This is a genomic window from Stenotrophomonas sp. CASM106 (assembly GCF_049384825.1).
Taxonomy (GTDB): Bacteria; Pseudomonadota; Gammaproteobacteria; order Xanthomonadales; family Xanthomonadaceae; genus Stenotrophomonas; species Stenotrophomonas muris.
In genome coordinates this window covers 80,380-102,867 of record NZ_JBMRFS010000012.1, presented here as the reverse complement: position 1 = coordinate 102,867, position 22,488 = coordinate 80,380, and the positions used below count along the sequence as shown (strand labels likewise).

At 64.3% G+C, this 22,488-nt stretch carries 22 protein-coding genes and 1 pseudogene; 1 reads left to right on the top strand and 22 read right to left on the bottom strand.

The window, feature by feature from the left end:
- Nucleotides 1-8: 8 nt before the first annotated feature.
- The 19 genes from VG556_RS20325 to moaA all read right to left on the bottom strand — a co-directional run bounded on the left by VG556_RS20325 (nucleotide 9) and on the right by moaA (nucleotide 19,637).
- The gene (locus VG556_RS20325) at nucleotides 9-674 is read right to left on the bottom strand and encodes a sulfate/molybdate ABC transporter ATP-binding protein (protein WP_004146558.1); all 666 of its coding nucleotides are present in this window, start codon (nucleotides 672-674) and stop codon (nucleotides 9-11) included.
- Complete coding sequence (modB, locus tag VG556_RS20320) at nucleotides 664-1,347, bottom strand: molybdate ABC transporter permease subunit (protein ID WP_032968995.1); 684 nt, start codon at nucleotides 1,345-1,347, stop codon at nucleotides 664-666. The genes VG556_RS20325 and modB overlap by 11 nt, the downstream gene beginning before the upstream one ends.
- Before the next feature lie 2 nt (nucleotides 1,348-1,349).
- A complete protein-coding gene (modA, locus tag VG556_RS20315; protein WP_049450922.1) occupies nucleotides 1,350-2,090 on the bottom strand; it encodes a molybdate ABC transporter substrate-binding protein in 741 nt (246 codons plus the stop codon).
- Between the two features lie 21 nt (nucleotides 2,091-2,111).
- Entirely contained in the window at nucleotides 2,112-2,888 is a 777-nt protein-coding gene (locus tag VG556_RS20310) for a helix-turn-helix domain-containing protein (protein WP_099482037.1), read from the bottom strand.
- Nucleotides 2,889-2,895: 7 nt separating this feature from the next.
- Nucleotides 2,896-4,107: a coproporphyrinogen III oxidase gene (locus tag VG556_RS20305; RefSeq protein ID WP_049450920.1), complete on the bottom strand. Its 1,212-nt coding sequence runs from the start codon at nucleotides 4,105-4,107 to the stop codon at nucleotides 2,896-2,898.
- 44 nt (nucleotides 4,108-4,151) lie between these two features.
- Complete coding sequence (locus tag VG556_RS20300; RefSeq protein ID WP_004146542.1) at nucleotides 4,152-5,483, bottom strand: MFS transporter; 1,332 nt, start codon at nucleotides 5,481-5,483, stop codon at nucleotides 4,152-4,154.
- Between the two features lie 23 nt (nucleotides 5,484-5,506).
- Nucleotides 5,507-6,397 (bottom strand): peptidylprolyl isomerase, encoded by an 891-nt coding sequence (locus tag VG556_RS20295; RefSeq protein WP_004146541.1) that lies wholly within the window; start codon nucleotides 6,395-6,397, stop codon nucleotides 5,507-5,509.
- Nucleotides 6,398-6,400: 3 nt separating this feature from the next.
- Entirely contained in the window at nucleotides 6,401-7,105 is a 705-nt protein-coding gene (gene narI / locus VG556_RS20290) for a respiratory nitrate reductase subunit gamma (protein ID WP_004146540.1), read from the bottom strand.
- On the bottom strand, nucleotides 7,102-7,782 hold the full coding sequence (gene narJ / locus VG556_RS20285) for a nitrate reductase molybdenum cofactor assembly chaperone (protein WP_004146539.1): 681 nt from the start codon (nucleotides 7,780-7,782) through the stop codon (nucleotides 7,102-7,104). Before narJ ends, narI begins: the two co-directional genes overlap by 4 nt.
- The gene (gene narH, locus VG556_RS20280) at nucleotides 7,779-9,323 is read right to left on the bottom strand and encodes a nitrate reductase subunit beta (protein WP_049450918.1); all 1,545 of its coding nucleotides are present in this window, start codon (nucleotides 9,321-9,323) and stop codon (nucleotides 7,779-7,781) included. Before narH ends, narJ begins: the two co-directional genes overlap by 4 nt.
- Nucleotides 9,323-13,078 carry a nitrate reductase subunit alpha gene (locus VG556_RS20275; protein ID WP_049450915.1) on the bottom strand — a complete coding sequence of 1,252 codons (3,756 nt, stop codon included), beginning with the start codon at nucleotides 13,076-13,078 and terminating at the stop codon, nucleotides 9,323-9,325. Before VG556_RS20275 ends, narH begins: the two co-directional genes overlap by 1 nt.
- A gap of 69 nt (nucleotides 13,079-13,147) precedes the next feature.
- The gene (locus tag VG556_RS20270) at nucleotides 13,148-14,566 is read right to left on the bottom strand and encodes a NarK family nitrate/nitrite MFS transporter (protein ID WP_004146505.1); all 1,419 of its coding nucleotides are present in this window, start codon (nucleotides 14,564-14,566) and stop codon (nucleotides 13,148-13,150) included.
- A gap of 148 nt (nucleotides 14,567-14,714) precedes the next feature.
- Nucleotides 14,715-15,086, bottom strand: coding sequence for a DUF7009 family protein (locus VG556_RS20265; RefSeq protein WP_004146504.1), 372 nt, complete (start codon nucleotides 15,084-15,086; stop codon nucleotides 14,715-14,717).
- Nucleotides 15,043-15,660 (bottom strand): molybdenum cofactor guanylyltransferase, encoded by a 618-nt coding sequence (locus tag VG556_RS20260; RefSeq protein ID WP_049450912.1) that lies wholly within the window; start codon nucleotides 15,658-15,660, stop codon nucleotides 15,043-15,045. The genes VG556_RS20265 and VG556_RS20260 overlap by 44 nt, the downstream gene beginning before the upstream one ends.
- Nucleotides 15,638-16,135, bottom strand: a complete 498-nt coding sequence (locus tag VG556_RS20255) for a molybdenum cofactor biosynthesis protein MoaE (protein ID WP_004146494.1) — start codon at nucleotides 16,133-16,135, stop codon at nucleotides 15,638-15,640. Before VG556_RS20255 ends, VG556_RS20260 begins: the two co-directional genes overlap by 23 nt.
- Nucleotide 16,136: 1 nt before the next feature.
- Nucleotides 16,137-16,397: a molybdopterin converting factor subunit 1 gene (locus VG556_RS20250; protein ID WP_004146493.1), complete on the bottom strand. Its 261-nt coding sequence runs from the start codon at nucleotides 16,395-16,397 to the stop codon at nucleotides 16,137-16,139.
- Entirely contained in the window at nucleotides 16,394-17,653 is a 1,260-nt protein-coding gene (glp, locus tag VG556_RS20245; protein WP_004146491.1) for a gephyrin-like molybdotransferase Glp, read from the bottom strand. Before glp ends, VG556_RS20250 begins: the two co-directional genes overlap by 4 nt.
- Nucleotides 17,650-18,648 (bottom strand): bifunctional molybdenum cofactor biosynthesis protein MoaC/MoaB, encoded by a 999-nt coding sequence (gene moaCB / locus VG556_RS20240; RefSeq protein WP_004146489.1) that lies wholly within the window; start codon nucleotides 18,646-18,648, stop codon nucleotides 17,650-17,652. The genes glp and moaCB overlap by 4 nt, the downstream gene beginning before the upstream one ends.
- An 8-nt stretch (nucleotides 18,649-18,656) precedes the next feature.
- Nucleotides 18,657-19,637, bottom strand: a complete 981-nt coding sequence (moaA, locus tag VG556_RS20235; RefSeq protein ID WP_032968965.1) for a GTP 3',8-cyclase MoaA — start codon at nucleotides 19,635-19,637, stop codon at nucleotides 18,657-18,659.
- 196 nt (nucleotides 19,638-19,833) lie between these two features.
- Between moaA and VG556_RS20230 the strand changes: the two genes are divergently transcribed.
- Nucleotides 19,834-20,238, top strand: a complete 405-nt coding sequence (locus tag VG556_RS20230; RefSeq protein WP_004146485.1) for a hypothetical protein — start codon at nucleotides 19,834-19,836, stop codon at nucleotides 20,236-20,238.
- On the opposite strand, the gene VG556_RS20225 is transcribed toward VG556_RS20230, so the two are convergent.
- From VG556_RS20225 to VG556_RS20215, 3 genes and pseudogenes are all read right to left on the bottom strand, one after another.
- A complete protein-coding gene (locus tag VG556_RS20225) occupies nucleotides 20,232-20,561 on the bottom strand; it encodes a hypothetical protein (RefSeq protein ID WP_004146483.1) in 330 nt (109 codons plus the stop codon). The genes VG556_RS20230 and VG556_RS20225 overlap by 7 nt on opposite strands.
- Nucleotides 20,562-20,697: 136 nt before the next feature.
- Nucleotides 20,698-21,261, bottom strand: coding sequence for a flavin reductase family protein (locus VG556_RS20220; RefSeq protein ID WP_004146482.1), 564 nt, complete (start codon nucleotides 21,259-21,261; stop codon nucleotides 20,698-20,700).
- A 275-nt stretch (nucleotides 21,262-21,536) separates the two neighbouring features.
- A pseudogene (locus tag VG556_RS20215) lies at nucleotides 21,537-22,442 on the bottom strand (IS3 family transposase).
- Nucleotides 22,443-22,488: the final 46 nt, after the last annotated feature.

Here is a 22,488-nt window from a genome sequence, read left to right as displayed (position 1 = left end):
GCGGAGAATCAGGCCTGCACGCGGCCATCAGCCAGATGCACCACCTGCTGGCCGAACATGTCCACGTCCTCCGGATCATGGCTGATCAGCAGCAGCGGGATGCCGGTCTGGTCCAGCACCGTTTCAAGCTCCTGGCGCAGATGCGCACGCAGGGCGTGGTCGAGTGCGGCGAACGGCTCATCCAGCAGCAGTGCCTGCGGCTTGGTCACCAGCGCCCGCGCCAAGGCGGTGCGCTGACGTTGGCCGCCGGAGATCTGCGACGGCAGCAGGTCACCGAGGTGATCGATGCGGAAAGCCTGCAGCCATTGTTCCACTGCATCAACGCGGCGGGCGCGCGACGGATTCAACAGACCCTGCTGCAGGCCGAAGCCGACGTTCTGCCGCACCGTAAGGTGCGGGAACAAGGCGTAGTCCTGGAACACATAGCCGATACGGCGCCGCTGCGGCGACAGATTGATACCTGCCGCCGCATCAAACAGTGCCTGCGCGTGCATGCGGATCACTCCTGCATCCGGCTGCAGCAACCCGGCAATGGCTTTCAGCGTCAGACTCTTGCCAGCGCCGGACGGGCCGAACAACACAACGTTCGGCTGTGTGCAACGCAAGGTCGCCTGCAGCTGGAACTGCTGTCCAGCCGCACTCAGTTGGCGCTGAACATCAAGCTCAAGCCACATTGCGCGCTCCTTCCTGCCGCCGCCCGACCAGTCGTGCGGCAAGCAGCAGCACGCTGATGCAGACCAGAGAGGACAGCAGCACCAAGGCGTTGGCGCGACCGTCATTGCCGGCCTGCACCGCCTCATAGATGGCAATGGACAAGGTCTGGGTGCGGCCGGGAATACTGCCGGCGACCATGATGGTGGCGCCGAACTCACCCATCGCGCGGGCGAACGCCAGCAGCAGGCCGGCAAGAATGCCGCGCCATGCCAGCGGCAAGGTCACCCGGAAGAACAGCGCCAGCTCGGACACGCCCAGGGTACGCGCGGCCTGTTCCAGCTGGCCGTCGACATCCTCGAACGCGGCACGCGCCGGCTTGAACACCAGCGGAAACGACGCCACCGCAGCAGCAATCACCGCCGCCTGCCAGGTGAACACCAGGTTGATTCCGAAGCTGCTCTCCAGCCACGCTCCCAGCGGCCCCTTGCTGCCAATCAGCACCAGCAGGTAATAGCCCAGCACCGTTGGCGGCAACACCATCGGCAAGGTGAGTATCGTGTCCAGCAACTCCCGGCCAGGAAAGCGCCGCCGCGCCAGCAAGGCGCCAAATCCAACACCGAGCACAAGGTTGATCGCGGTCGCCCAGCCGGCCACCTTCAGCGACAACCACAACGCGCTCCAGTCCAGATCCACCATCAAGGACTGCCGAAGCCGTGCCTGTGCAGGATGGCCTGGCCCTGCGCCGAGCGCACGAAGGCGATGAAGCGCTTGGCTTCGGCGGCATTGCGGCTGGTCTTGACCATCGCCAGCGGATACGCGATGCCACCAGCAACCGGCACCTGGAATGCACGCTGCACGCGCTCGCTCATCGCCTGCACGTCGGTGGCGTAGACGAAACCAGCATCCACTTCACCGCGCGCCACATAGTCCAATGACTGGCGCACGTTCTGGGTGCTGATCATCTTGGCCTGCATCGCCGGCCACAAACCGGCCTGCTGCAGCGCGCCGCGTGCATAGCGCCCGACCGGCACGCTGTCGGGGTTGCCGATGGCAACGCGCTTCACATCGGCCCTGGCCAGTGCCGCCAACGTGGTCGGCTTGTTGCTGGCCTGCGGCGGCACCACCACCCACAGGCTGTTCTGCGCGAACACGTGCTGGGTTGCCGGATCGATCAGCCCTTCTGTGCTGGCCTGTGCCATCGTGGCCTGGTCGGCCGAGGCCAGCACATCGACCGGTGCGCCACGCGCGATCTGCTGCAGCAAGGTGCCTGAGGCCGCGAAGTTCAGGTCGATCTTCGTGCCCGGGTTGGCCTTCTCATACGCGCTGGATATCTCGCGGAAGCTTTCGGTCAGGCTGGAAGCCGCCGATACCGTCAGATCAGCAGCGCCTGCCGGCAGTGCGGCAGCCAGCAACAACAACGCCCACAGCTTGTTCATGCATGCATCCTCGGTTGGGCATCATTCGCTTGCGTCATCGGTGGCCGCCATCAGCGCCAGGCGCTCCGGTTGCAGCAGGATGATCTCGCGCTGCTTCACCGCGATGACTTCTTCGTCGCTCAAGCGGCGCAGCACCCGGCTGGCGGTTTCCGGGGCCATGCGCAGGTAGTTGGCGATCTCGGTGCGGGTCATGGTCAGGTTGAAGCGGTGTGCGGAAAATCCACGCCGCGCGTAGCGGTTGGAGATATCCAGCAGGAACGCGGCCATGCGCTCCTCGGTGCGGTAGTTGGCCGCCAGCAAGGCGGCCTTGCCGATCTCGGCGCTGAGCAGGCTGAACAGCTTGGCCTGCAAGCCAGGCATGCGACTGGCCAGCATGCTGATGCGCGGAAACGAGATGCGGCACAGATGCACGGTATCCAGCGCCACCGCATTGCAGGGATAGCGCGAACCGTGGATGGCATTCAGACCGATCACTTCGCCCGGCAGCGAAAAACCCAGCACCTGTTCATTGCCCAGGCTGTCGTCGACAAAGGTCTTGACCATGCCCGCACGCACCGCGGCGATTGCATCAAAGGGCTCACCCGCGCGGAAGATGTAATCACCCGCGTGGTAGGGCCCGACGTGGTCGACCATCACGTGCAGCTCGTTCAGCGCGGTCTTGTCATAGCCCTGCGAGCTGCAGGCATCGGAGAACGCACAGGTCGTGCAGAAATGCAGCGCGTCACCGTCGCCGGCAGCGGCTGGATTGGGCGTCGCGGTTCCCAGAGGACCGCGCGGTGGGGGGGGGGGTGACGTCATTCCGTTTTCAAGCAACAGCGGCCAAGGGGCGGAAGCACGCTGCGATCATACGCCACAGCAGCTCACCTTCGTTCTGGATCAACAACATGTCGCCGTCACGACGCAGCCAGCCGCGTTCGATGAACATGGCGACGCGGCTCCAGGCGTGCTCGAAACAGGCATCGAACGGCTGCGCGTTGCGCCATTCGAAGGCGCGCATGTCCAGCGCGTGGTCGCAGGCCAGGCTCTGCACCACCTCATCGGTCATACGTTCATGCTCGGAAAGAATAAGCCCGGACGATATGCCAGGCTGGCCAACCACCAGGCAGGCGCGCCAGTTGCGCGGCTCCGGTGCGATGCGACAGATCACATCGCCGATCTGGCTGCAGGCGCCCACACCAATACCGAGCAGGTCATGGCGCTCGCGGCGGGGGACCCCGAGCAGGTCGCAATGGCGCTGGCCGTCACCGTTGCGCAGCGGCATGGGCAGGTCCGGCCGCTGGTAGTGGTCGCCACCCAACGGGCGGTAGCTGGCTGCCCGCAGCAGCCGCCACGCCTGCAGCCAGTCCGCCGGCAACGGGTATTCGGGCAGCAAGGCAGGCGATGGCAGGATGATGCGTTCGGGTGCCAGCTCCAGCACCCGCTGCAGCCGCTGCAGGAAGGACACATCGGCGTAGCACGGCACGCGCAGCTGGTAGTAACACGCAGTGAACGCGGCCTGCTGGGCCTGAGCCAGCATCGCCGGGCCATCGACGCCGGCGTGATCGATCACCGTCATCCGGGTACAACCGACCTCCCGCAATGACGCCGGTACCACATCGCTGGCTGCATCCAGACGCACTTCGACCTGCGGCCGCGCAATGGTGCACAGCTGCTCCGGCACCGCATCCAACAAGCGGCCCAGCAGGGCGGGCGGCAGGTGCTCGACGATACCCGGCTGCAGCACCATGGCTGCCACTTCGCGGTCGCTGGCCAGCATGTTGGCATGCAGGCGCAGGCATACCAGCAGCGCATCCAGCACGTTTTCGGCCGGCTCCGGGTCATGGGCCGGTGCGCAGAAACCCAGGGTCAACGCACGCGGAATCAGATGCTCGTTGCTGGCCTGCATGGCCGCACGCCAGCCGGCTTCGGCAAAGCCAGGGCTCAGCTCAGCCGGCGTCGGGAACAACACGTGCGCGGGTTGCTGCAGCAGTGCGACATGCAATGTGGCGTCATCCATCCCGGCGGTCTCTACTGACATGCCTGCATCCTCGCGCAGTGACCGCCGGGTTTCCCTGATCTGGATCAAGCCCGACGCTGTTTCTCCACCGCGCCGGCATCGATGGCTTCGGGCAGGTCGGTCTCGCGATCGAGCTGCGGGAAGTTGCGACGCTCCATCCGGCGGATGGCGAAGTGCATCCAGGTCAAGGAAATGCTGACCAGCACGAACAACAGCATGAAGCAGCTGCTCCAGATGCCGAGCGCATCATTCAGGGCGCCAAACACGATGGGCAGGATGAAGCCGCCTAGGCCGCCGATCATGCCGACCACACCACCCACCGAGCCCACGTGCTGCGGGTAGTAGACCGGGATGTGCTTGTAGACCGCGGCCTTGCCCAGCGACATGAAGAAGCCGAGAACGAATACCAGCACGGTGAACAGGGTCACGCTGATCGCCAGGTGGAAGCTGATCTCGCCGTGTATGCCCTGCACGATATAACGCGTATCCGGATAGGCCAGGATGAAGGTACAGATCGACGACACCCCCAGCGTCCAGTACATCACCCGCCGCGCACCGATTTTGTCCGACAGCCAGCCGCCCACCACCCGGAACAGGCTGGCCGGTATCGAGTAACACGCGGCCAGCACGCCGGCCGTGCCGACGTCCATGCCGTAGGCGCCAACCAGATAATGCGGCAGCCACAGTGCCAGCGCGACGAAGCCACCGAACACGAAGAAGTAATACAGCGAGAAGCGCCACACCTGCAGGTTCTTCAGCGGTGCCATCTGCTCGGCGAAGGACATCGGCTTGACGCCACTGCGACGACGATCTTCCAGCGAGGGATCTTCCTTGCTGAACAGGTAGAACAGGATGGCGGTGACCGCCAACCCGACCGCCCACAGCTTGGCCACCATCATCCAGCCCGAGGCCACCATCACCAGCGGCGCCAGCAGCTTGGTTACCGCCGAGCCGATGTTGCCGGCACCGAAGATGCCCAGCGCGGTGCCCTGCTTCTCCGGCGGGAACCACTTGGACACATAGGTGACGCCGACTGAGAAGTTGCCGCCGGCGATGCCGACGAACAGTGCGGCCAACAGGAACTGCGGGTAGGTCTGTGCATAGGTCAGCAGCCAGGTCGCGACCGCGCCGCACAGCATCACCAGGGTCATCACCTTGCGCCCGCCAAACTGATCGGACCAGATGCCGAGAAAGACGCGGATCACCGAGCCGGTCAACACCGGGGTGGCGATCAACAGGCCGAACTGGGTGTCGTTCAAACCCAGCTGCTCGCTGATCTGGATGCCTATGATGGCGAAGATCATCCACACCGCGAAACACACGGTGAAGGCGAAGGTGCTCAGCCATAGCGCACGTTGTTGTTCGCCGTTGCTGATGTTCTGTAGATTCTGGCTCATTGCCGCTCCTGGGGGATTGCGTCTTACTCAGCCTGTGCTTCGATGTCTTCCAGCCCACGCACCGGGTAACGTTCGCGCAGTTCCAGCAGGAACTGCTGCACGTCGCGCTGGCGCACCTGTAGCTCCAGGTAGTCGCTGATCTGCGGCTGCACCTGCTCGAAACTGAGCGCCGTACCGGCTTCCAGCGCATCGATGCTGACCACGTGGTAGCCCCAGCGCGATTCCACCGGGAACCCGGCCAAGCCTTGTCGCAGGCGGAATACCTGGCGATCGAATTCCGGCGTGGTCTGGCCGCGTTGCAGCCAGCCCAGATCGCCGCCTTCGCTGCTGGACGGGCATTGCGAGTGACGCGCGGCCAGATCGGCAAACAGGTGCGGCTGTTCCAGCAGTTCGGCAATCAGCTTCTCGGCCAGGGTGCGGGCTTTCAGCCGGCCGGCGATATCGTCGGCCGGTGCCGCCAGCAGGATGTGGCGTACGCGGATGCGGTCCGGTGAGCGGAAACGCTCGGGGTTCTGCGCAAAGTAACGCTGGCAGTCGTCTTCGCTGGGCACGCGGTCTACCAGCGCCTGTTCGATCAGCTGCTGGATGCGTGCTTCCTCGCTGGTCTCCTGGCCGACGCCGGGGGCGTCAGCCAGACCAAGCCGCTCGGCTTCCAGCCGCAGCAGCTCGCGTACCACCAGCGCACGCGCCGCATCGGCACGTGACTGCTCCGGGCGCATCGCCCGATGGTATTGCATCTCGCGGGCGATATCGGCCTCGCTGATCGGCGTGTCCTGCACGTACAGGCTGCACGGTGCCGGTTGGCCGAGGCTGCGCGGGCCATCGTCGGCATCGTGATGGTGGCCGGCCTCGGCCGGCACCGGTGTTTGCGAGTCGATGACGGTGATGGGGAGAATGCGTGGCAGGCTGCCCATGGCTTACTCCCGCGGACCGTAGCGCAGCGTGGCCTGGCGACGACGTACCACTTGATATGGCCGCCACAGGTAACTGATCGGCACGCTCCACACATGCACCAGGCGGGTGAAGGGTGCGATCAACACCAGCGTCAGGCCGAGGAAGATGTGCGCCTTGTAGACCCAATGCACGCCTTCGACATAATCGGCCGCGCCGGCACGGAAGGTGACGATGTGCTGTGCCCACTCGGCCAGCATCACCATCACCCCGCCGTCCAGGTGCCCGGCGGAGACCTTGATGCTGTACAGGCCAAGACAGAGCTGGGCGAACAGCAGCACCAGCACCAGCGTGTCACCGAAGCTGCCGATTGCACGCACCCGCGCATTGGTCAGCCGCCGCACCAGCAGGATGGTGATGCCGACGAAGCACAGTGCGCCGAAGAAGCCACCCACCACCATCGCCAGCAACTGCTTCTGCGAGGAGGTGATGAAGGGCTCGTACAGCGCATGCGGGGTCAACAGGCCGACGAAGTGGCCGCCGAGGATGGCGATGATGCCGATGTGGAAGCAGTTGCTGCCAAAGCGCATGCCGCGGTCGGACAGCAACTGGGTGGAGCCGGTACGCCAGCTGTACATGGCCTTGTCATAGCGCGCCCAGCTGCCGATCAACAGCACCGCCACCGCGATGTAGGGATAGAACTGGAAGGCGAACTGATTGAGGTAATTCATGGCTGGATCTCCCGCGGCTGCGCGCGTGCCGGTGAACGATGGGGTGGATCGCAATCCTGCGAAGGTGCATCGGTGCCAAAGCGCACCGCTTCCTCTTCCCACAGGCGGTCCATGGCTTCGACGGTGTCGTCGCGCACTTCTTCGCTGGCCCGCTGGCGCAGAACGGCCAGGTTGACCTTGCCCTCGCCCGCCTCGACCAGGATCTCCAGCAGCACCGCATGCGGCAGCTGCCGCTCGGCGGCGCGTGCGGCGAGCATGCCGGCGATGTGGCCGATGTGGTGCAGCCAGTCCTTTGCCTCGGCCTGCGGCCGATGCGAGAGGTATTCCAGCAGCAGCGGCAGGTAGTCCGGCAATTCGCGCGCATCCAGCTCGAAGCCGTTCTTGCGGTAGGCATCGATCAGGTCGACCATGGCCTGGCCGCGATCACGCGACTCGCCATGGATGTGTTCGAACACCAGCAGGCTCATCGAGCGGCCACGGTCGAACGTGGCCAGCCAGCGGTCCTGCGCGTCCAGCGGGTCGGTAGCAAGCAGGTCACGGACGAAGGTCTGCAACTGCCTGCGACGGGCCGGCGACAGTGCCGGATCATCGCAGGCCTCGAGCAGCTCCTCGCCATGCTGCCAGAGCTCGTCACGCGGGTAGTCCAGCAATACGCCAATCAGCTTGAGCACACTCATTTCACCACCTCATGCCGATGTTGGCGGTTGGGATGCACCGCGAAGGTGGTGGTCTTGCGCTGAGTGAACAGGTCAGCCGGGCTGTCGCCGTTGCAACCATTGCCGAAGGTGAAGCCGCAGCCACCACGTTCGCCGAACGCATCGTTGGCGTACTCACGGTGGGCGCTCGGAATGACGAAACGGTCCTCGTAGTTGGCGATGGCCAGGTAGCGGTACATCTCTTCCACCTGCGCCGGGGTCAGCCCCACCTGTTCGAGCACGCGCATGTCTTCCACGCCATCCACGTTCTTGGCGCGGCGCCAGGCACGCATCGCCATCAGCCGCTCCAGGGCACGGATCACCGGCGCTTCGTCACCAGCGGTCAGCAGGTTGGCCAGGTAACGCACCGGGATGCGTAGCGAGGCGATATCCGGCAGTTCGCCACTCATGCCGACATGGCCACGCTCCGCCGCCGACTGGATCGGCGACAACGGCGGCACGTACCAGACCATCGGCAAGGTGCGGTATTCCGGGTGCAGCGGCAGCGCCAGCTTCCAGTCGATGGCCAGCTTGTAGACCGGCGACTGCTTGGCCGATTCCAGCCAGCTGTCGGGGATGCCTTCGGCACGCGCAGCGGCGATCACCGCCGGGTCGAACGGGTCCAGGAAGATATCCAGGTGCGACTGGTACAGGTCCTTCTCCGCCGCCACCGATGCGGCCTCGGCGATACGATCCGCGTCGTACAGCATCACCCCCAGGTAGCGGATGCGGCCCACGCAGGTTTCCGAGCACACGGTGGGCTCGCCCATCTCGATGCGCGGGTAGCAGAAGATGCACTTCTCGGACTTGCCGCTCTTCCAGTTGTAATAGATCTTCTTGTACGGGCAGGCCGACACACACATGCGCCAACCACGGCACTTGTCCTGGTCGATCAGCACGATGCCGTCTTCCTCGCGCTTGTAGATCGCGCCGGACGGGCACGCCGAGACGCAGGCCGGGTTGAGACAGTGCTCGCACAGCCGCGGCAGATACATCATGAAGGTCTTTTCGAAGGCGCCGTAGATCTCCTTCTGCACCTTGTCGAAGTTGTAGTCACGCGAACGCTTGGAGAACTCCGAACCAAGGATTTCCTCCCAGTTCGGGCCCCACTCGATCTTCTCCATGCGCTGGCCGGTCAGCAGCGAGCGCGGCCGTGCGGTCGGCTGATGCTTCAGCTCGGGCGCGTCGTGCAGGTGCTGGTAATCGAAGTCGAACGGCTCGTAGTAGTCGTCGATCTGCGGCAGGTCGGGGTTGGAGAAGATCTTGGCCAGCATGCGCCAGCGGCCACCGGCGCGCGGCACCAGCTTGCCGCTGCCGTTGCGCACCCAACCGCCGTTCCACTTCTCCTGGTTCTCCCATTCTTTGGGATAACCGATACCGGGCTTGGTCTCGACGTTGTTGAACCAGGCGTACTCCACGCCTTCGCGCGAGGTCCACACGTTCTTGCAGGTGATCGAGCAGGTGTGGCAGCCGATGCACTTGTCCAGGTTCAAGACCATCGCAATCTGGGCACGTACTTTCATCACACCACCTCCCGTGCGGCGTCGGTTGCACTCGAATTTGCGTCCTCACCGTCCAGCCAATCGATCTTGTCCATCTTGCGCACGATCACGAACTCATCGCGGTTGGTACCGCAGGTACCGTAGTAATTGAAGCCCCAGGCCAGCTGCGCGTAGCCGCCGATCATGTGGGTGGGCTTGAGCACGATGCGGGTCACCGAGTTGTGGATGCCGCCACGGGTGCCGGAGATCTCCGAACCCGGCACGTTGATGATGCGTTCCTGGGCGTGGTACATCATCGCCATGCCCGGCATCACCCGCTGGCTGACCACCGCACGTGCAGCAATCGCACCGTTGACGTTGAACAGCTCGATCCAGTCGTTGTCCTCGATGCCGGCATTGCGTGCATCGTCCTCGCTCAACCAGACGATGGGGCCGCCACGCGACAAGGTCTGCATGATCAGGTTGTCGCTGTAGGTGCTGTGGATGCCCCACTTCTGGTGCGGGGTGATCCAGTTCAGCACGATCTCCTTGTTGCCGTTCTGGCGCTTGTTGAGCAGCGGCTCCACCGTGCGTGTATTGACCGGCGGACGGTAGCTCATGAAGGCCTCACCGAAGTCGATCATCCACTCGTGGTCCTGGTAGAACTGCTGGCGGCCGGTCACCGTGCGCCACGGAATCAGCTCGTGCACATTGGTGTAGCCGGCGTTGTAGCTGACGTTGTCGTCTTCCAGTCCGGACCAGATCGGCGAGGAGATGATCTTGCGCGGCTGTGCCTGGATGTCACGGAAGCGGATCGCCTCGTGCTCCTTGCCCACCGCCAGATGGGTGTGCTCGCGGCCGGTGAAGGTGCCCAGCGACTCCCAGGCCTTGACTGCGACATGGCCATTGGTTTCCGGGGCCAGGTGCAGGATCACCTCGCAGGCATCGATGGCGGTATCAATCGCCGGCCGACCCTGGCTGATGCCTTCGCCCAGCACGGTGTGGTTGAGCTTGCCAAGGAATTCCACCTCGTGCTTGGTATCCCAGCTCATGCCCTTGCCACCATTGCCGAGCTTGTCCAGCAGCGGGCCCAGCGAGGTGAACTTGCGGTAGAGGTTGGGATAGTCGCGCTCGACCACCGCCATGCTCGGCATGGTCTTGCCCGGGATGGCCTCGCACTGGCCCTTCTTCCAGTCAGTCACGCCGAACGGCATGCCCAGTTCGTTGGGCGTGTCGTGCAGGGTCGGCACCAGCACCAGGTCCTTCTCGACACCGAGCACGCCCGGTGCCATGTCGCTGAGCGTGCGTGCGACGCCCTTGAAGATTTCCCAGTCGCTGCGCGATTCCCAGGCCGGATCCACCGCCTTGGACAGGGGGTGGATGAAGGGATGCATGTCCGAGGTGTTGAGGTCGTCCTTCTCGTACCAGGTGGCGGTCGGCAGCACGATGTCCGAGTACAGCGCGGTGGTGCACATGCGGAAGTCCAGCGTCACCAGCAGGTCGAGCTTGCCTTCCGGTGCTTCGTCACGCCACTTCACGTCCTCGGGCTTGAGCGCGCCCATCTCGCCCAGGTCCTTGCCCTGCAGGCCGTGACGCGTGCCGAGCAGATGCCGCAGCATGTACTCGTGGCCCTTGCCGGAGGAACCGAGCAGGTTGGAGCGCCAGATGAACATCATCCGCGGGTGGTTCTGCGCGGCATCCGGATCGGCGAAGGCGAAGTCCAGCGAACCGTCCTTGAACTTGGACAGCGCGTAGTCGGCCGGTGCGATGCCGGCCTGTTCGGCCTCGCGCACCAGCTGCAGCGGATTGCGGTCCAGCTGCGGCGCGCTCGGCAACCAGCCCATGCGCACCGCGCGCAGGTTGAGGTCGGCCAGGCTGCCGCTGTACTTGGAGGCATCGGCCAGCGGCGACAGCAGTTCGTCCACCTGCAGCTTCTCGTAACGCCACTGCCCGGTGTTGAAGTAGAAGAACGAGGTACCGTTCATCTGCCGCGGCGGGCGGCTCCAGTCCAGGCCGAAGGCCAGCGGCTGCCAGCCGGTCTGCGGGCGCAGCTTTTCCTGGCCCACGTAATGCGCCCAGCCACCACCGGTCTGGCCCACGCAGCCACACATGACCAGCATGTTGATCAGGCCGCGGTAGTTCATGTCGTTGTGGAACCAGTGGTTCATGCCGGCGCCGACGATGATCATGCTGCGACCATGGGTCTTGTCGGCGGTGCGGGCGAACTCACGGGCAATCTCGATCACCTCGGCGCGTGACACGCCGGTGATGCGCTCCTGCCAGGCGGGCGTACCCGGCACGTTGTCATCGAAGCTCTTGGCGACATTGCCGCCGCCGAAGCCGCGATCAACGCCGTACTGCGCCAGCAGCAGGTCGTAGACCGTCGCCACCAGCGCTTCACCGCCATCAGCCAGCTGCAGGCGGCGCAGCGGGATGTTGCGCTCCAGTACGTCCTCGGCCGGTGCGGCGGTCCAGCCGTCGCTCTCGATGCCGCCGAAATACGGGAAGCTCACCGCCTCGATACCGTCGTGGATGTCGGCCAGGCTCAGGCGCAGGCGCGTGTCATGGCCATCGCTGGCCTTTTCCTCGATGTTCCACTTGCCCTTCTCGCCCCAGCGGAAGCCGACCGAGCCATTCGGCACGGTGATCTCGCCGCTGTTCTCGTCGAACGCCAGCGTCTTCCATTCCGGATTGTTGCTTTCGCCCAGCCCGCCCAGCTCACTGGCGCGCAGGAAGTGGCCTGGCACCAGGCGACCATCGGCACGGCGCTCGATGCGCACCAGCATCGGCATGTCCGAGTACTGGCGGCAGTAGTCCTGGAAGTATTGCGAGGGCGTGTCGACGTGGAACTCGCGCAGGATCACGTGGCCGAAGGCGAATGCCAGCGCGGCATCGGTGCCCTGCTTGGGATGCAGCCAATGGTCGGTGAGCTTGGCCAGCTCCGAGTAGTCGGGGCAGATCGCCACCGTCTTGGTGCCGTTGTAACGCGCCTCGGTGAAGAAGTGCGCATCCGGGGTGCGCGTCTGCGGCACGTTCGAGCCCCAGGCGATGATGTAGCGGCTGTTGTACCAGTCGGCCGATTCCGGCACGTCGGTCTGCTCGCCCCACACCTGCGGCGAGGCCGGCGGCAGATCGCAATACCAATCGTAGAAGGACAGACAGGCACCGCCGAGCAGCGACAGATAGCGCGCTCCAGCCGCGTAGGACACCATCGACATCGCCGGAATCGGCGAGAAGCCGACGATGCGGTCGGGGCCGTATTCCTTGGTGGTGTAGAGGTTGGAGGCGGCGATGATCTCGTTGGCCTCGTCCCAGTTCAGGCGCACAAAGCCACCCATGCCGCGGCGACGCTTGTACTCACGCGACTTGGCCGGGTCCTGCACGATGCTGGCCCAGGCTTCGACCGGCGACAGGGTCTTGCGGGCCTGCCGCCACATGCGCAGCAAGGTGCCGCGGATCAGCGGGTACTTGAGCCGGTTGGCGCTGTACAGGTACCAGGAATAGCTGGCGCCGCGTGGGCAGCCGCGTGGTTCGTGATTGGGCAGGTCCGGGCGGGTGCGCGGGTAGTCGGTCTGCTGGGTTTCCCAGGTGACCAGGCCGTTCTTGACGTAGATCTTCCAGCTGCAGGAGCCCGTGCAGTTCACACCGTGGGTGGAACGTACGATCTTGTCGTATTGCCAGCGGGCGCGATAACTGTTTTCCCAGTCCCGCCCTTCGCTCTTGCTGAACCCATGGCCATCGGCGAAGGGTTGTGGATCACGCTTGAAGAACTGCAAGCGATCAAGGAAATAGCTCATGGTGAATCTCCGTTCGCAAACTGCTGCATCGTGGCTAGGGGTGACATCTGGCTGCGGTGCGGGTGTAACTCAGCAGGGTGTTTCGGCGCCCCGCCGGTAGTACCACCACCAGGTCACGGCCAGGCAGGTGGCGTAGAACGCGATGAAGCCGTACAGCGCCATGTCCGGGCCGCCGGTCAAGCTGATCGAAGTGCCGTAGCTCTTCGGGATGAAGAAGCCGCCATAGGCACCGATGGCGCCGGAGAAGCCGACCACGGCTGCCGATTCGATGCTGGCCTGATGCGCAGCGGCCTTCTTGCCTTCAGCGCCTTCATTGGCCGACAGGCGCTCGTGCAGGGTGCGGAAGATCACCGGGATCATCCGGAACGTGGTGCCGTTGCCGATGCCGCTGAGCACGAACAAGGCCATGAACGAGAGCAGGAAACCGTAGAAGTTGCCGCCCTGGCCTTTATTGGGCAGGAAGTGCAGTACGCCGAACACGGCTGCGATCATCAGCGCGAATACCCAGAAGGTCAGCCGTGCGCCGCCCCAGCGGTCGGCCATGCTGCCACCCACCGAGCGCATCAGCGCACCCAGCAGCGGGCCAATGAAGGCATAGGCCAGTGGATTCACGTCCGGGAACTGGCTCTTGACCAGCATCGGGAAACCAGCAGAAAAGCCGATATAGGAGCCGAAGGTGCCGATGTACAACCAGCACATCAGCCAGTTGTGCTTGCGGCGGAAGATCACCGCCTGCTCGGAGAACGATGAGCGGGCACTGGTCAGGTCGTTCATGCCGAACCAGGCAGCCAGCGCGAAGAAGGCGATGAACGGCACCCAGATGAAGCCGGCGTTCTGCAGGAACAAGGGCGCGCCGCCGTCCACCACAGCCTGCGGAGCGCCGCCCAGGGCACCAAACACGCCTACCGTGATCACCAGCGGTACCACCGCCTGCGATACCGACACCCCTACGTTGCCCAGGCCGGCATTCAGGCCCAGTGCCATGCCCTGGCGCTGCTTGGGATAGAAGAAGGAGATATTGGACATGGAGGACGAGAAGTTCGCGCCACCGAAGCCACACAGGATGGCGATCAGCACGAATACCCAATACGGCGTGGCGGGGTTCTGCACCGCGAAGCCCAGCCACAAGGTGGGCAGCAACAGCGAGGCGGTAGACAAGGCCGTCCAACGGCGGCCACCGAAGATCGGGATCACGAAGGAGTAGAAGATGCGCAGCGTCGCGCCGGAAAGACTGGGCAAGGCCACCAGCCAGAACAACTGATCGGTACTGAAGGCAAACCCGATTTTCGGCAGGCTGATGGTCACCGCCGAAAACAGCACCCACACCGAGAACGCCAGCAGCAGCGCGGGGATGGATATGACCAGGTTGCGGGTGGCAACGCGTTTACCGGTCTGCTCCCAGTAAACCGGATCTTCCGGCCGCCAATCGGTGATGACACCGCCGGGACCGGGCCTGCTGTTTTTTACGGCATCGCGACTGGCACTCATGCAACGCTCCAAGGCTGTTTGATACGGCGCTGGTTCTGCTGTGCTGTTGCCTGCCCAGTCGCCACGGCGTCATTAAGCCCGGCGGCCCTGGGGCCGGTATTGATCTTGATCAACCAAAGGCGGCATAACGGCGCCTACCTGACAAATATCAATCTGCGGCGACGCTGACGTCGCTTGCACGGCGCTGCACGCCACGCTGGCGCACGCTGTCACGTACATCGACATCAAACTGAAGATGCAGCGGTTGCGGTTGCAGGGGGAGTTCGTAAGAGAGTCTATCACGGCACGGCAGGCGCTGCTGCAACGCCAGCACATCCTCCTGAGGCAGCGCGAACCGCAGCGCCGTGACGCTGCCATCCAGCCGCGCCTGTTCGCCTGCATGCAGCTGCAGCGCGCAGGAAAAGCTGCCCAGTGCCCCCAGGTCGGTCCGGCTGGTCACCCACTGCCCCGCCAACAACTCGGCCAGCTCGTTTTCGTCAATGCGCAGTCGTACGGACTGCGACTGGATCTGCACTTTCATGAGGCAGAGCCTCCCATTGGATGGGGGTATTGCAGTTCAGCAGACGGGCATCGCCATCGTCGGGCAGGCGCAGCTCGATGCTGCCCAGCTGTCGCTGCAGGCGGTACAACGAGCGCGGCCCGTTCACGTCCATCACCATCGACTGCAACAGGGTGCGACAGCTGCGGTCAATGTTCAACCGCATTGGCAGCGGTTGCCCGCGGAAATGCACGCAGCGAGCGTCACCTGCGTCACGCAACCGCCAAAGAAGTTGCCGGTCGAGCAGCGGCATGTCCACCGCCACCACCCAGACAGGGCCATCCGGCAGCGTCTTCACCACGCTGTAGAGCCCCCCCAACGGACCGCAGCGCGGCACCAGGTCGGGGACCGACTCGACCCCCGGCAGCACCGGGTAGCTGCCGCTGACCCGTAGCGTCTGCGCACCCGCGGCCTGCAGCAGCGCGCACATGTGCGCCAGCAGGGACCTGCCCTGCCAACGCAGCAAGGCCTTGTCCTGGCCCATGCGGCTGGACAGGCCACCGGCCAGCACGATGCCGGCCATGGCCGGCAGGTCAGTGGGCGTGATCGTGGACATGTCCGTCGTCGGCGTGCTCGGCGCTGGGTTGGCACAGGCTGCAGCCTTCGCTCCACTCGCTGTCGCCATCCTGGTAATGCTCCTGCTTCCAGATCGGCGAGCGGTGTTTGACCGCCTCGATCAGCTGCCGGCAGGCACGGAAAGCCTCGTCACGGTGGGGACTGCCGGCGGCAACAACCACCGCCACCTCACCCACCGCCAGGCGGCCCCTGGCGTGGGCCACGTACAGCTTGATGCGCGGGCCGAACTCGGCCTCCACCTCGGCCACCAGGCGCTGGAACTCGTTGAGTACCAGCGGCTCGAACATGTCATAGGTGATGCCCTGCACCGCGCGCCCTTGGTTCAGGTCGCGCACCTTGCCGATGAATACATCGATGCCGCCAAAGCCGGGGTCGGACACAAAAGCGATGCCCTCGCCCGGATCAATCGCGGCGGCGCTGCGCTCGACCACTTTCCATAGATTTTCCGCGCTCATTTCAACCTCCGCTCACCGGTGGCAGGATGGCCACACGACCGTCCGCAGGCAGCGGCTCGCTGTCGCGCAGCACGCGCTTTTCATCGGCAAATACCGAATAGTCCACCAGCCCGGCACGGAACCGGGGGAACCGTTCCAGCAGCAACTCGCGCAATGCCCGGCGCAGGTCCACGATGTGTTCACCGTTCACCCGCACGCTTAGCTCGCGACGATGATCCAGCTCGGAAAACACACCAAACAACTGCACAACGACCTCTCTCATGCTTCCTCCTGCCGGGCCAGTTGCAGCGGCTCGCGATGCCCCCAACCCTGCACGCGAGCCAATGTGCCGGCCGGGGCCAACGCATCGTCACCTTCCAGAATCGCCCAGGCGTTGGCCTGCAGCATGGTCTTGAGCCGGAACGATTCCTGCCCGGACAACACCCGCACGCTCAGCCGCCCCCCCGCATCCAGTTCCACCCGTGCCCGTGCGTGCATGCGCAGCCCCGGTGGCTTGCGCACATCGCCCTGCAACGGCAACTGCAACTGCGCCTCTTCTTCCAAACCCAGCATGCGGCGCAACACCGGCTCCACGAAGAAGCGCAACCCCACTGCCGCGGATATCGGATTGCCCGGCAGGCCGAAGTACAGGCAACCATCGGCCAGGCGGGCGAACAGCAGCGGCTTGCCCGGGCGGATGGCGACCTTGTGGAACAGCACGGTGGCACCACGGGCACGCAGGGCATCAGGGATGAAGTCATAGCGGCCCTGCGACACCGCCCCCGTACTCAGCACCACGCGCGCGCCGGCGGCCAAGGCCGCGTCCAGCGCAGCATCAAAAGCAGCCACGTCATCGCCAACGACACCGTTCCAGACCACATCAGCACCCGCGGCGTGCAGGCGGCTGACCAGGAAGGGGCGGTTGCTGTCGCGTATCTGCCCGGACTGCAACGGCTGGGCCGCATCACTGATCAGCTCCTTGCCGGTGCTGATGACCGCCACCTGCGGCCGCTGCTGCACCTGCACCCGGGCTGTCCCGAGGGCATGCAGCAAGGTCATGGCGTTCACATCCAGCGACGTGCCAGCGGCAAGCACGGTTTCGCCCAACTCCACGTCCTGGCCGCGCAGCCGCACGTGTTGCCCGGGCGTGACCATCGCCTGCAGACGCACGCGCGCAGGACGACCCTCCACGGCATCCAGCACCTCCACCTGCTCGACCGGCACCACGCTGTCCAGGCCGGCCGGCATGCGCGCACCCGTCATGATTTCCCAGGCCTGTGCTGCCTCCCCCTGTGCTGCGGCATCGCCTGCGGCCTGCCAGCCGGCAACCTGCAATACGGCACCGGCAGGCAAGGGCTGGCCGTCCGCGCACAGGGCGAAGCCGTCCATCGCAGCATTGTCGAACGGTGGCAGGTGCTGGGCACTTACCACTGGCGCAGCCAGCACCCGGTCTGCTGCCTCGGCAACCACCACCTGCTCGGTCTTTGGCGCCGGCGCCTCGGCCAACAGGATCTGCAGGGCCTGCGCGTAAGTGATCATGCGTGGCTGGCCCCGTCGATCATCGCCAATGCATGGCCCAGCACCGGCGTGAGAATGCTCATGCACTGTGCCGCGGCACGCGGGCTACCCGGCAGGGCGATGACCAGCATGCCCCCCAGTTGCACCACCTCGGCACGGCTCAGCCATGCCAACGGCGTGTGCTGCGCGCTAAGGCCACGGAGCATCTGCGCCAGCCCGGGCACGCTGCGCCCACCCAGCGACTGCAACGCCTCTGGAGTGAGATCGCGCTGTCCCAGGCCCGTGCCGCCAGTGCACAGGCAGATGCGGATGCCGCTGGCGGCGAACGCGTGCAGACGCCCGGCCAGCGGCTCGATGCCATCGGCCAGTACTTCCGTGCTGACCACTTCGCCGCCCAGTGCACGCAGCCCCTCGGCCAGCACTGGCCCGGATTCATCCACATAGTCGCCCCGGCTGGCACGATCGCTGAGCGTGATCACCACACAGCTCGCACCTTGCAGCTGTCTTGGCGGACGCGGGCGGAAGCGCTCACGCTCCTCCGCATCCATACCCTGTGGGTGCAACCACACGCCGCTCTTGCCGCCTTCCTTGAACAGCAGCCGGACACCGCCGATCTCCAATGCGGGCTCGACCGGCTTGCTGAGGTCATACAAGGTCAGCAGGGCCGCGTTGACCCCTGCCAGCGCTTCCATCTCCACCCCGGTACGCGCTTCACTGGCGCATTCGCACCACACCCGGATGGCAAGCCGCTCCGGCGCCGGCGCGCAGTAAACCCTCACCAGTTCCAGTGGCAGCGGATGGCACAGCGGCATCAACGCCGAGGCCATTTTGGCCCCCTGCAGGCCAGCAATCTCGGCCATCACCAGTGCGTCCCCCTTGGGCAGACGTCGCTCGACGATCAGGGGATAGGCAACAGGCCCGGCGACAAGCTCACCCACCGCCACCGCGCGGCGACGGGTAATGCGCTTGTCACGTACATCGGCCATATGGAATGCCGCACTCATCTGCCCACTCATTGCTTGTCTCATCCTCCAATCGAGGCCAGATGCGGGGTCAACCCGGTCTGGCCGAAATGCAGTCCATGCCCGGCTGCCTTCAGCCCAAGCTGGGTGGTGATGCGCGCCAGCAGCGCGCCCTGGTCCTCATCTGACTGCAGCAGCGGCCGCAGTGCGATGCCGAAGTCACCGAACAGGCACAACCGCAGATCGCCGCGCGCGGTAACCCGCAGGCGGTTGCAACCTTTGCAGAAATCCTTTGAGTAAGGAGCGATGATGCCGATGCTGCCGCGATGGTCGGGATGACTGAACTCACGTGCGGGGCCCGCATCGGCAGCGCGTCTGCGCTCGCTCCAGCCAGCAGCCAGCAACTGCCCGACGATCACATCGGCGCACAGATGGTGACGTTCAAAGTAATCGCGGTTGTCACCGGTGCGCATCAGTTCGATGAAACGCACGCTCACTGGCCGGTCGCGCAGGAAGGCCATCCATTGCGGCAGTTCGTCGTCATTGAGGCCGCGCAGCAGCACGGCATTGAGCTTGACCGATTGCAGGCCCAACGCCTGGGCCAGGGCGATGCCTTCCATCACCTCGGGCAGGCGGTCATGTCCGGTGATGGCATGGAAACGCTCGCGACGCAGGCTGTCCATACTCACGTTGAGCGCAGTCAGGCCCGCACGATGCCAGCCTGGCAGGCGCCTGGGCAGCAGGCAGCCGTTGGTGGTGATGGCAACCTTGCGCACGCCCGGCACCTGCGCCACGGTGGCGATGATCTGGTCCAGGTCCTTGCGCAGGCTCGGCTCGCCACCGGTCAGGCGGATCTTGTGCATGCCCAGCGTGGCAAACGCCCGTACCAGCCTTGCGATTTCATCCACCGCAAGAAAGCGCGGCCGGCCGTCGGCCTGGTAGCCGTCGGGCAGGCAATAGCTGCAACGGAAGTTGCAGGCTTCGGTCAGCGACAGACGCAGGTATGGAAAGCTGCGCCCGAAGCCATCGGTGAGTTGGCTCATGGCTGTTTCACCTCCTGACTGCACGTATCCACGCTCGCCCGGCATGCCGGGGTTCCCTCGCCTGTAGTGACTGACCGTCAGCCTACGTGGGGCTTTGAAGCGATGGAATGACTTAAATCAATCAAGGGCACCGCCATGCCTTGCGAAGCTATGGCAGCATACCCTTTACAAAACGCCCTGTCCTGTGACCCCGATCATGATGCTGAACGATTTCAATGGCCTGCTGCAGGCAGCAGGACAGCAAACCGAGCCCCAACGCCTGTTGTTTGTGTTCGTCAAAGCCGACCTGCCCGAATCACCCACCGCCGATCAGCATGCCCGCCACAGCAACGGCGAAGGTGGCACGTTGAGCCCGGTGCTGTGTGTGGACAAGGCCCCGCAGGAAATCGCGTCCTTCCAGACCCTGGCCGCCGAATCCGCCCAGACCGGGCTGGTCTGGGACCTGGTGTTTGTTGCCTCACTGGATGGCCGTGGCGGCATTGCCCCGTCCAGCGATGAAGCAACGCAACCACTGCGCCTGATGGTCAACGCGGTCAACGACGGCCAGATCAGCCGTTTTGCCGCCTTCGATCGCGATGGCACACCGGTGCAGTTCTACTGAGCCAGCAGCTGCAGCATCAGGAAGAACACCACCAGCACCGTATTCAAGCCCCAGGCCACGGTCAGGCCGCGCGCGGCAACACCGTAATTGGGATTTTGCGCGCTCGGCGCCGCCCGCCATACCGCCGGGATGATCCAGCCCGTATACAGCAGCAGCGCCGCGAACAACGCCAGCAACAACGGGGTGCGCCCCTGCGCCAACGCCCAGAGGGCGGCGGCCCATAACAGATTGCTGGGGATCACCCCCTGCAGCCAGAACACGCGCCAAAGTCGGGAGGGCGGCAGCTTGTCACCTTGGGCGTGGAGGGAACTGACAGCGGTCATGGCTGCAACTCCTAGTCAGCGAGGCATGGGTACACTTTGCGCCGCCGAGGCGGGCGGGTCAAATCCCTGCCCGGTGTCGGCGCGCGCGGACAGAGCCCAACGCCCAGGCGAGCCGCCCGAACGGCCCGCACCATACTCACCCCAGCATGTCCGGCCGGAACAACGAACGGCGGCTGATCATCCTGCCTGCCGTCATGAACACTCCATCGCCGGTGTAATGCAGCGTACGCGGATGCCTGGGCGACACTGCCACATGCGCCTTCACCACCTCGAAGACGAAGAAGTTGTAGCGCTCCACCAGCGCATCGTCGTGCAGACGGCATTCGAGGTTGGCATGACACCGCCCCAGCAGCGGCGCACGCACCCGGGATGCCCGCACCGGCGCAAGATCGAACAGCGCGTACTTGTCCACCGACACACCACTGCAGTTGCCGATGCGCACCACCGTATCCGCCAACGGGACCGTCGGCAGGTTGATCACACACTCCCCACTACGGCGGATCAGATCGAAACTGTGGGTGGCGCTGGAGATCATCAGACCGACCAGCGACGGTGAGAACTCCAGCACGGTGTGCCAGCCCAGCGTCATGATGTTCCGCTGCTGCTGCCATTGCGACGTCACCAGCACGATGGGGCCGGGCTCAAGGTACTGACGCACTTTTTCCACGGGGAAATCCTGCTTGCGTAATGGCGAACGCATCCTGGTCTCCTTGTTTCATGTGTGATCAGCGCTGGACAGCACCACGCTCCGCGCAACAGCACACCACCTGCAGGGGAAGCATTACGTGAGCGTCCCCCATGCAGCGCGTTGTCCCGGCCCCCGCCGGCACTAACACATGCAGCCATGAATCCGTGTCCGGATTGAGCAGACCTACATGGTCGCCGGCTTCTCCTAACCTGCCGGCTTGTATCCCCGTACGCAACCACTGTGCCAAGGACAGACACATGCGACCTCGGAGGTGGAGTTCCCAGGATTTAGTGGACACCTGACCGAGGGTGGCGATGCGCTGCCTCGAACTCGTCAGGACTGGCCCCGCCCAGATGGCTGTGGCGACGTGTTGGATTTTAAAACCCATCGATGTAGTCGGATATGTCCGAGGTCGCCACGTCACGATTCGCATAGATGCGCTTCTTGATCCGTTCCTTTTTCAAACTGCTGAAGAAGGACTCAGCGACCGCGTTGTCCCAGCAGTTGGCACGTCTGCTCATGCTTGGCTCGAGGTGGTTGTCTTTGCAGAAACGCCGCCATGCATCACTTCCGTACTGTGAGCCTTGATCCGAGTGGATAAGGGTTTTGCGAGGACGTCGGCTGCGCACGGCTTTCATCACGGCATCCAGAACAAGTTCTCGATGAATCGTTGGTCTGACAGCCCAACCAACAACCCTGCGTGAGAAAAGATCCAAAACAACCGCCAGGTACAGCCAACCCTGCCACGTGCGGATGTAAGTGATATCCGTCACCCATGCCTCGTTCGGGCGCGATACGCTGAACTGACGCTGGAGCAAATTAGGGATTAAGACATGAGGTTTTGGAACAGGGATGTGCCGTATGCGGTAGCCATGCAGCGCGTGCAATCCGTTCACCCGCATCAAGCGAGCAACCCGATGTTTGCTGCATGCCTCCCCGTGCTCCCTCAGGTCGAGAAACACCCTGGGGGCGCCATAAATTCCGTGGCTGGCGGCAAACGACGCACGTATCAAGCGAAGCAACCGCGCATCTTCTTGCGCTCGATCGGAAATCGGATGTTCACGCCATGCGTAGTAGCCGGCTCGAGCAACCCCAAGCAGACGACACATCATCTGGATACTGAACTCGTCCCGATGCGCATCGATAAATTTGTAGGCTTGCCGGGTCTTGCTGGTGATCTTGCCTGCAGACATGACTGTCTCCCAATGCTACCCCCAACAGAGGCTAGCTCTGTCTAGG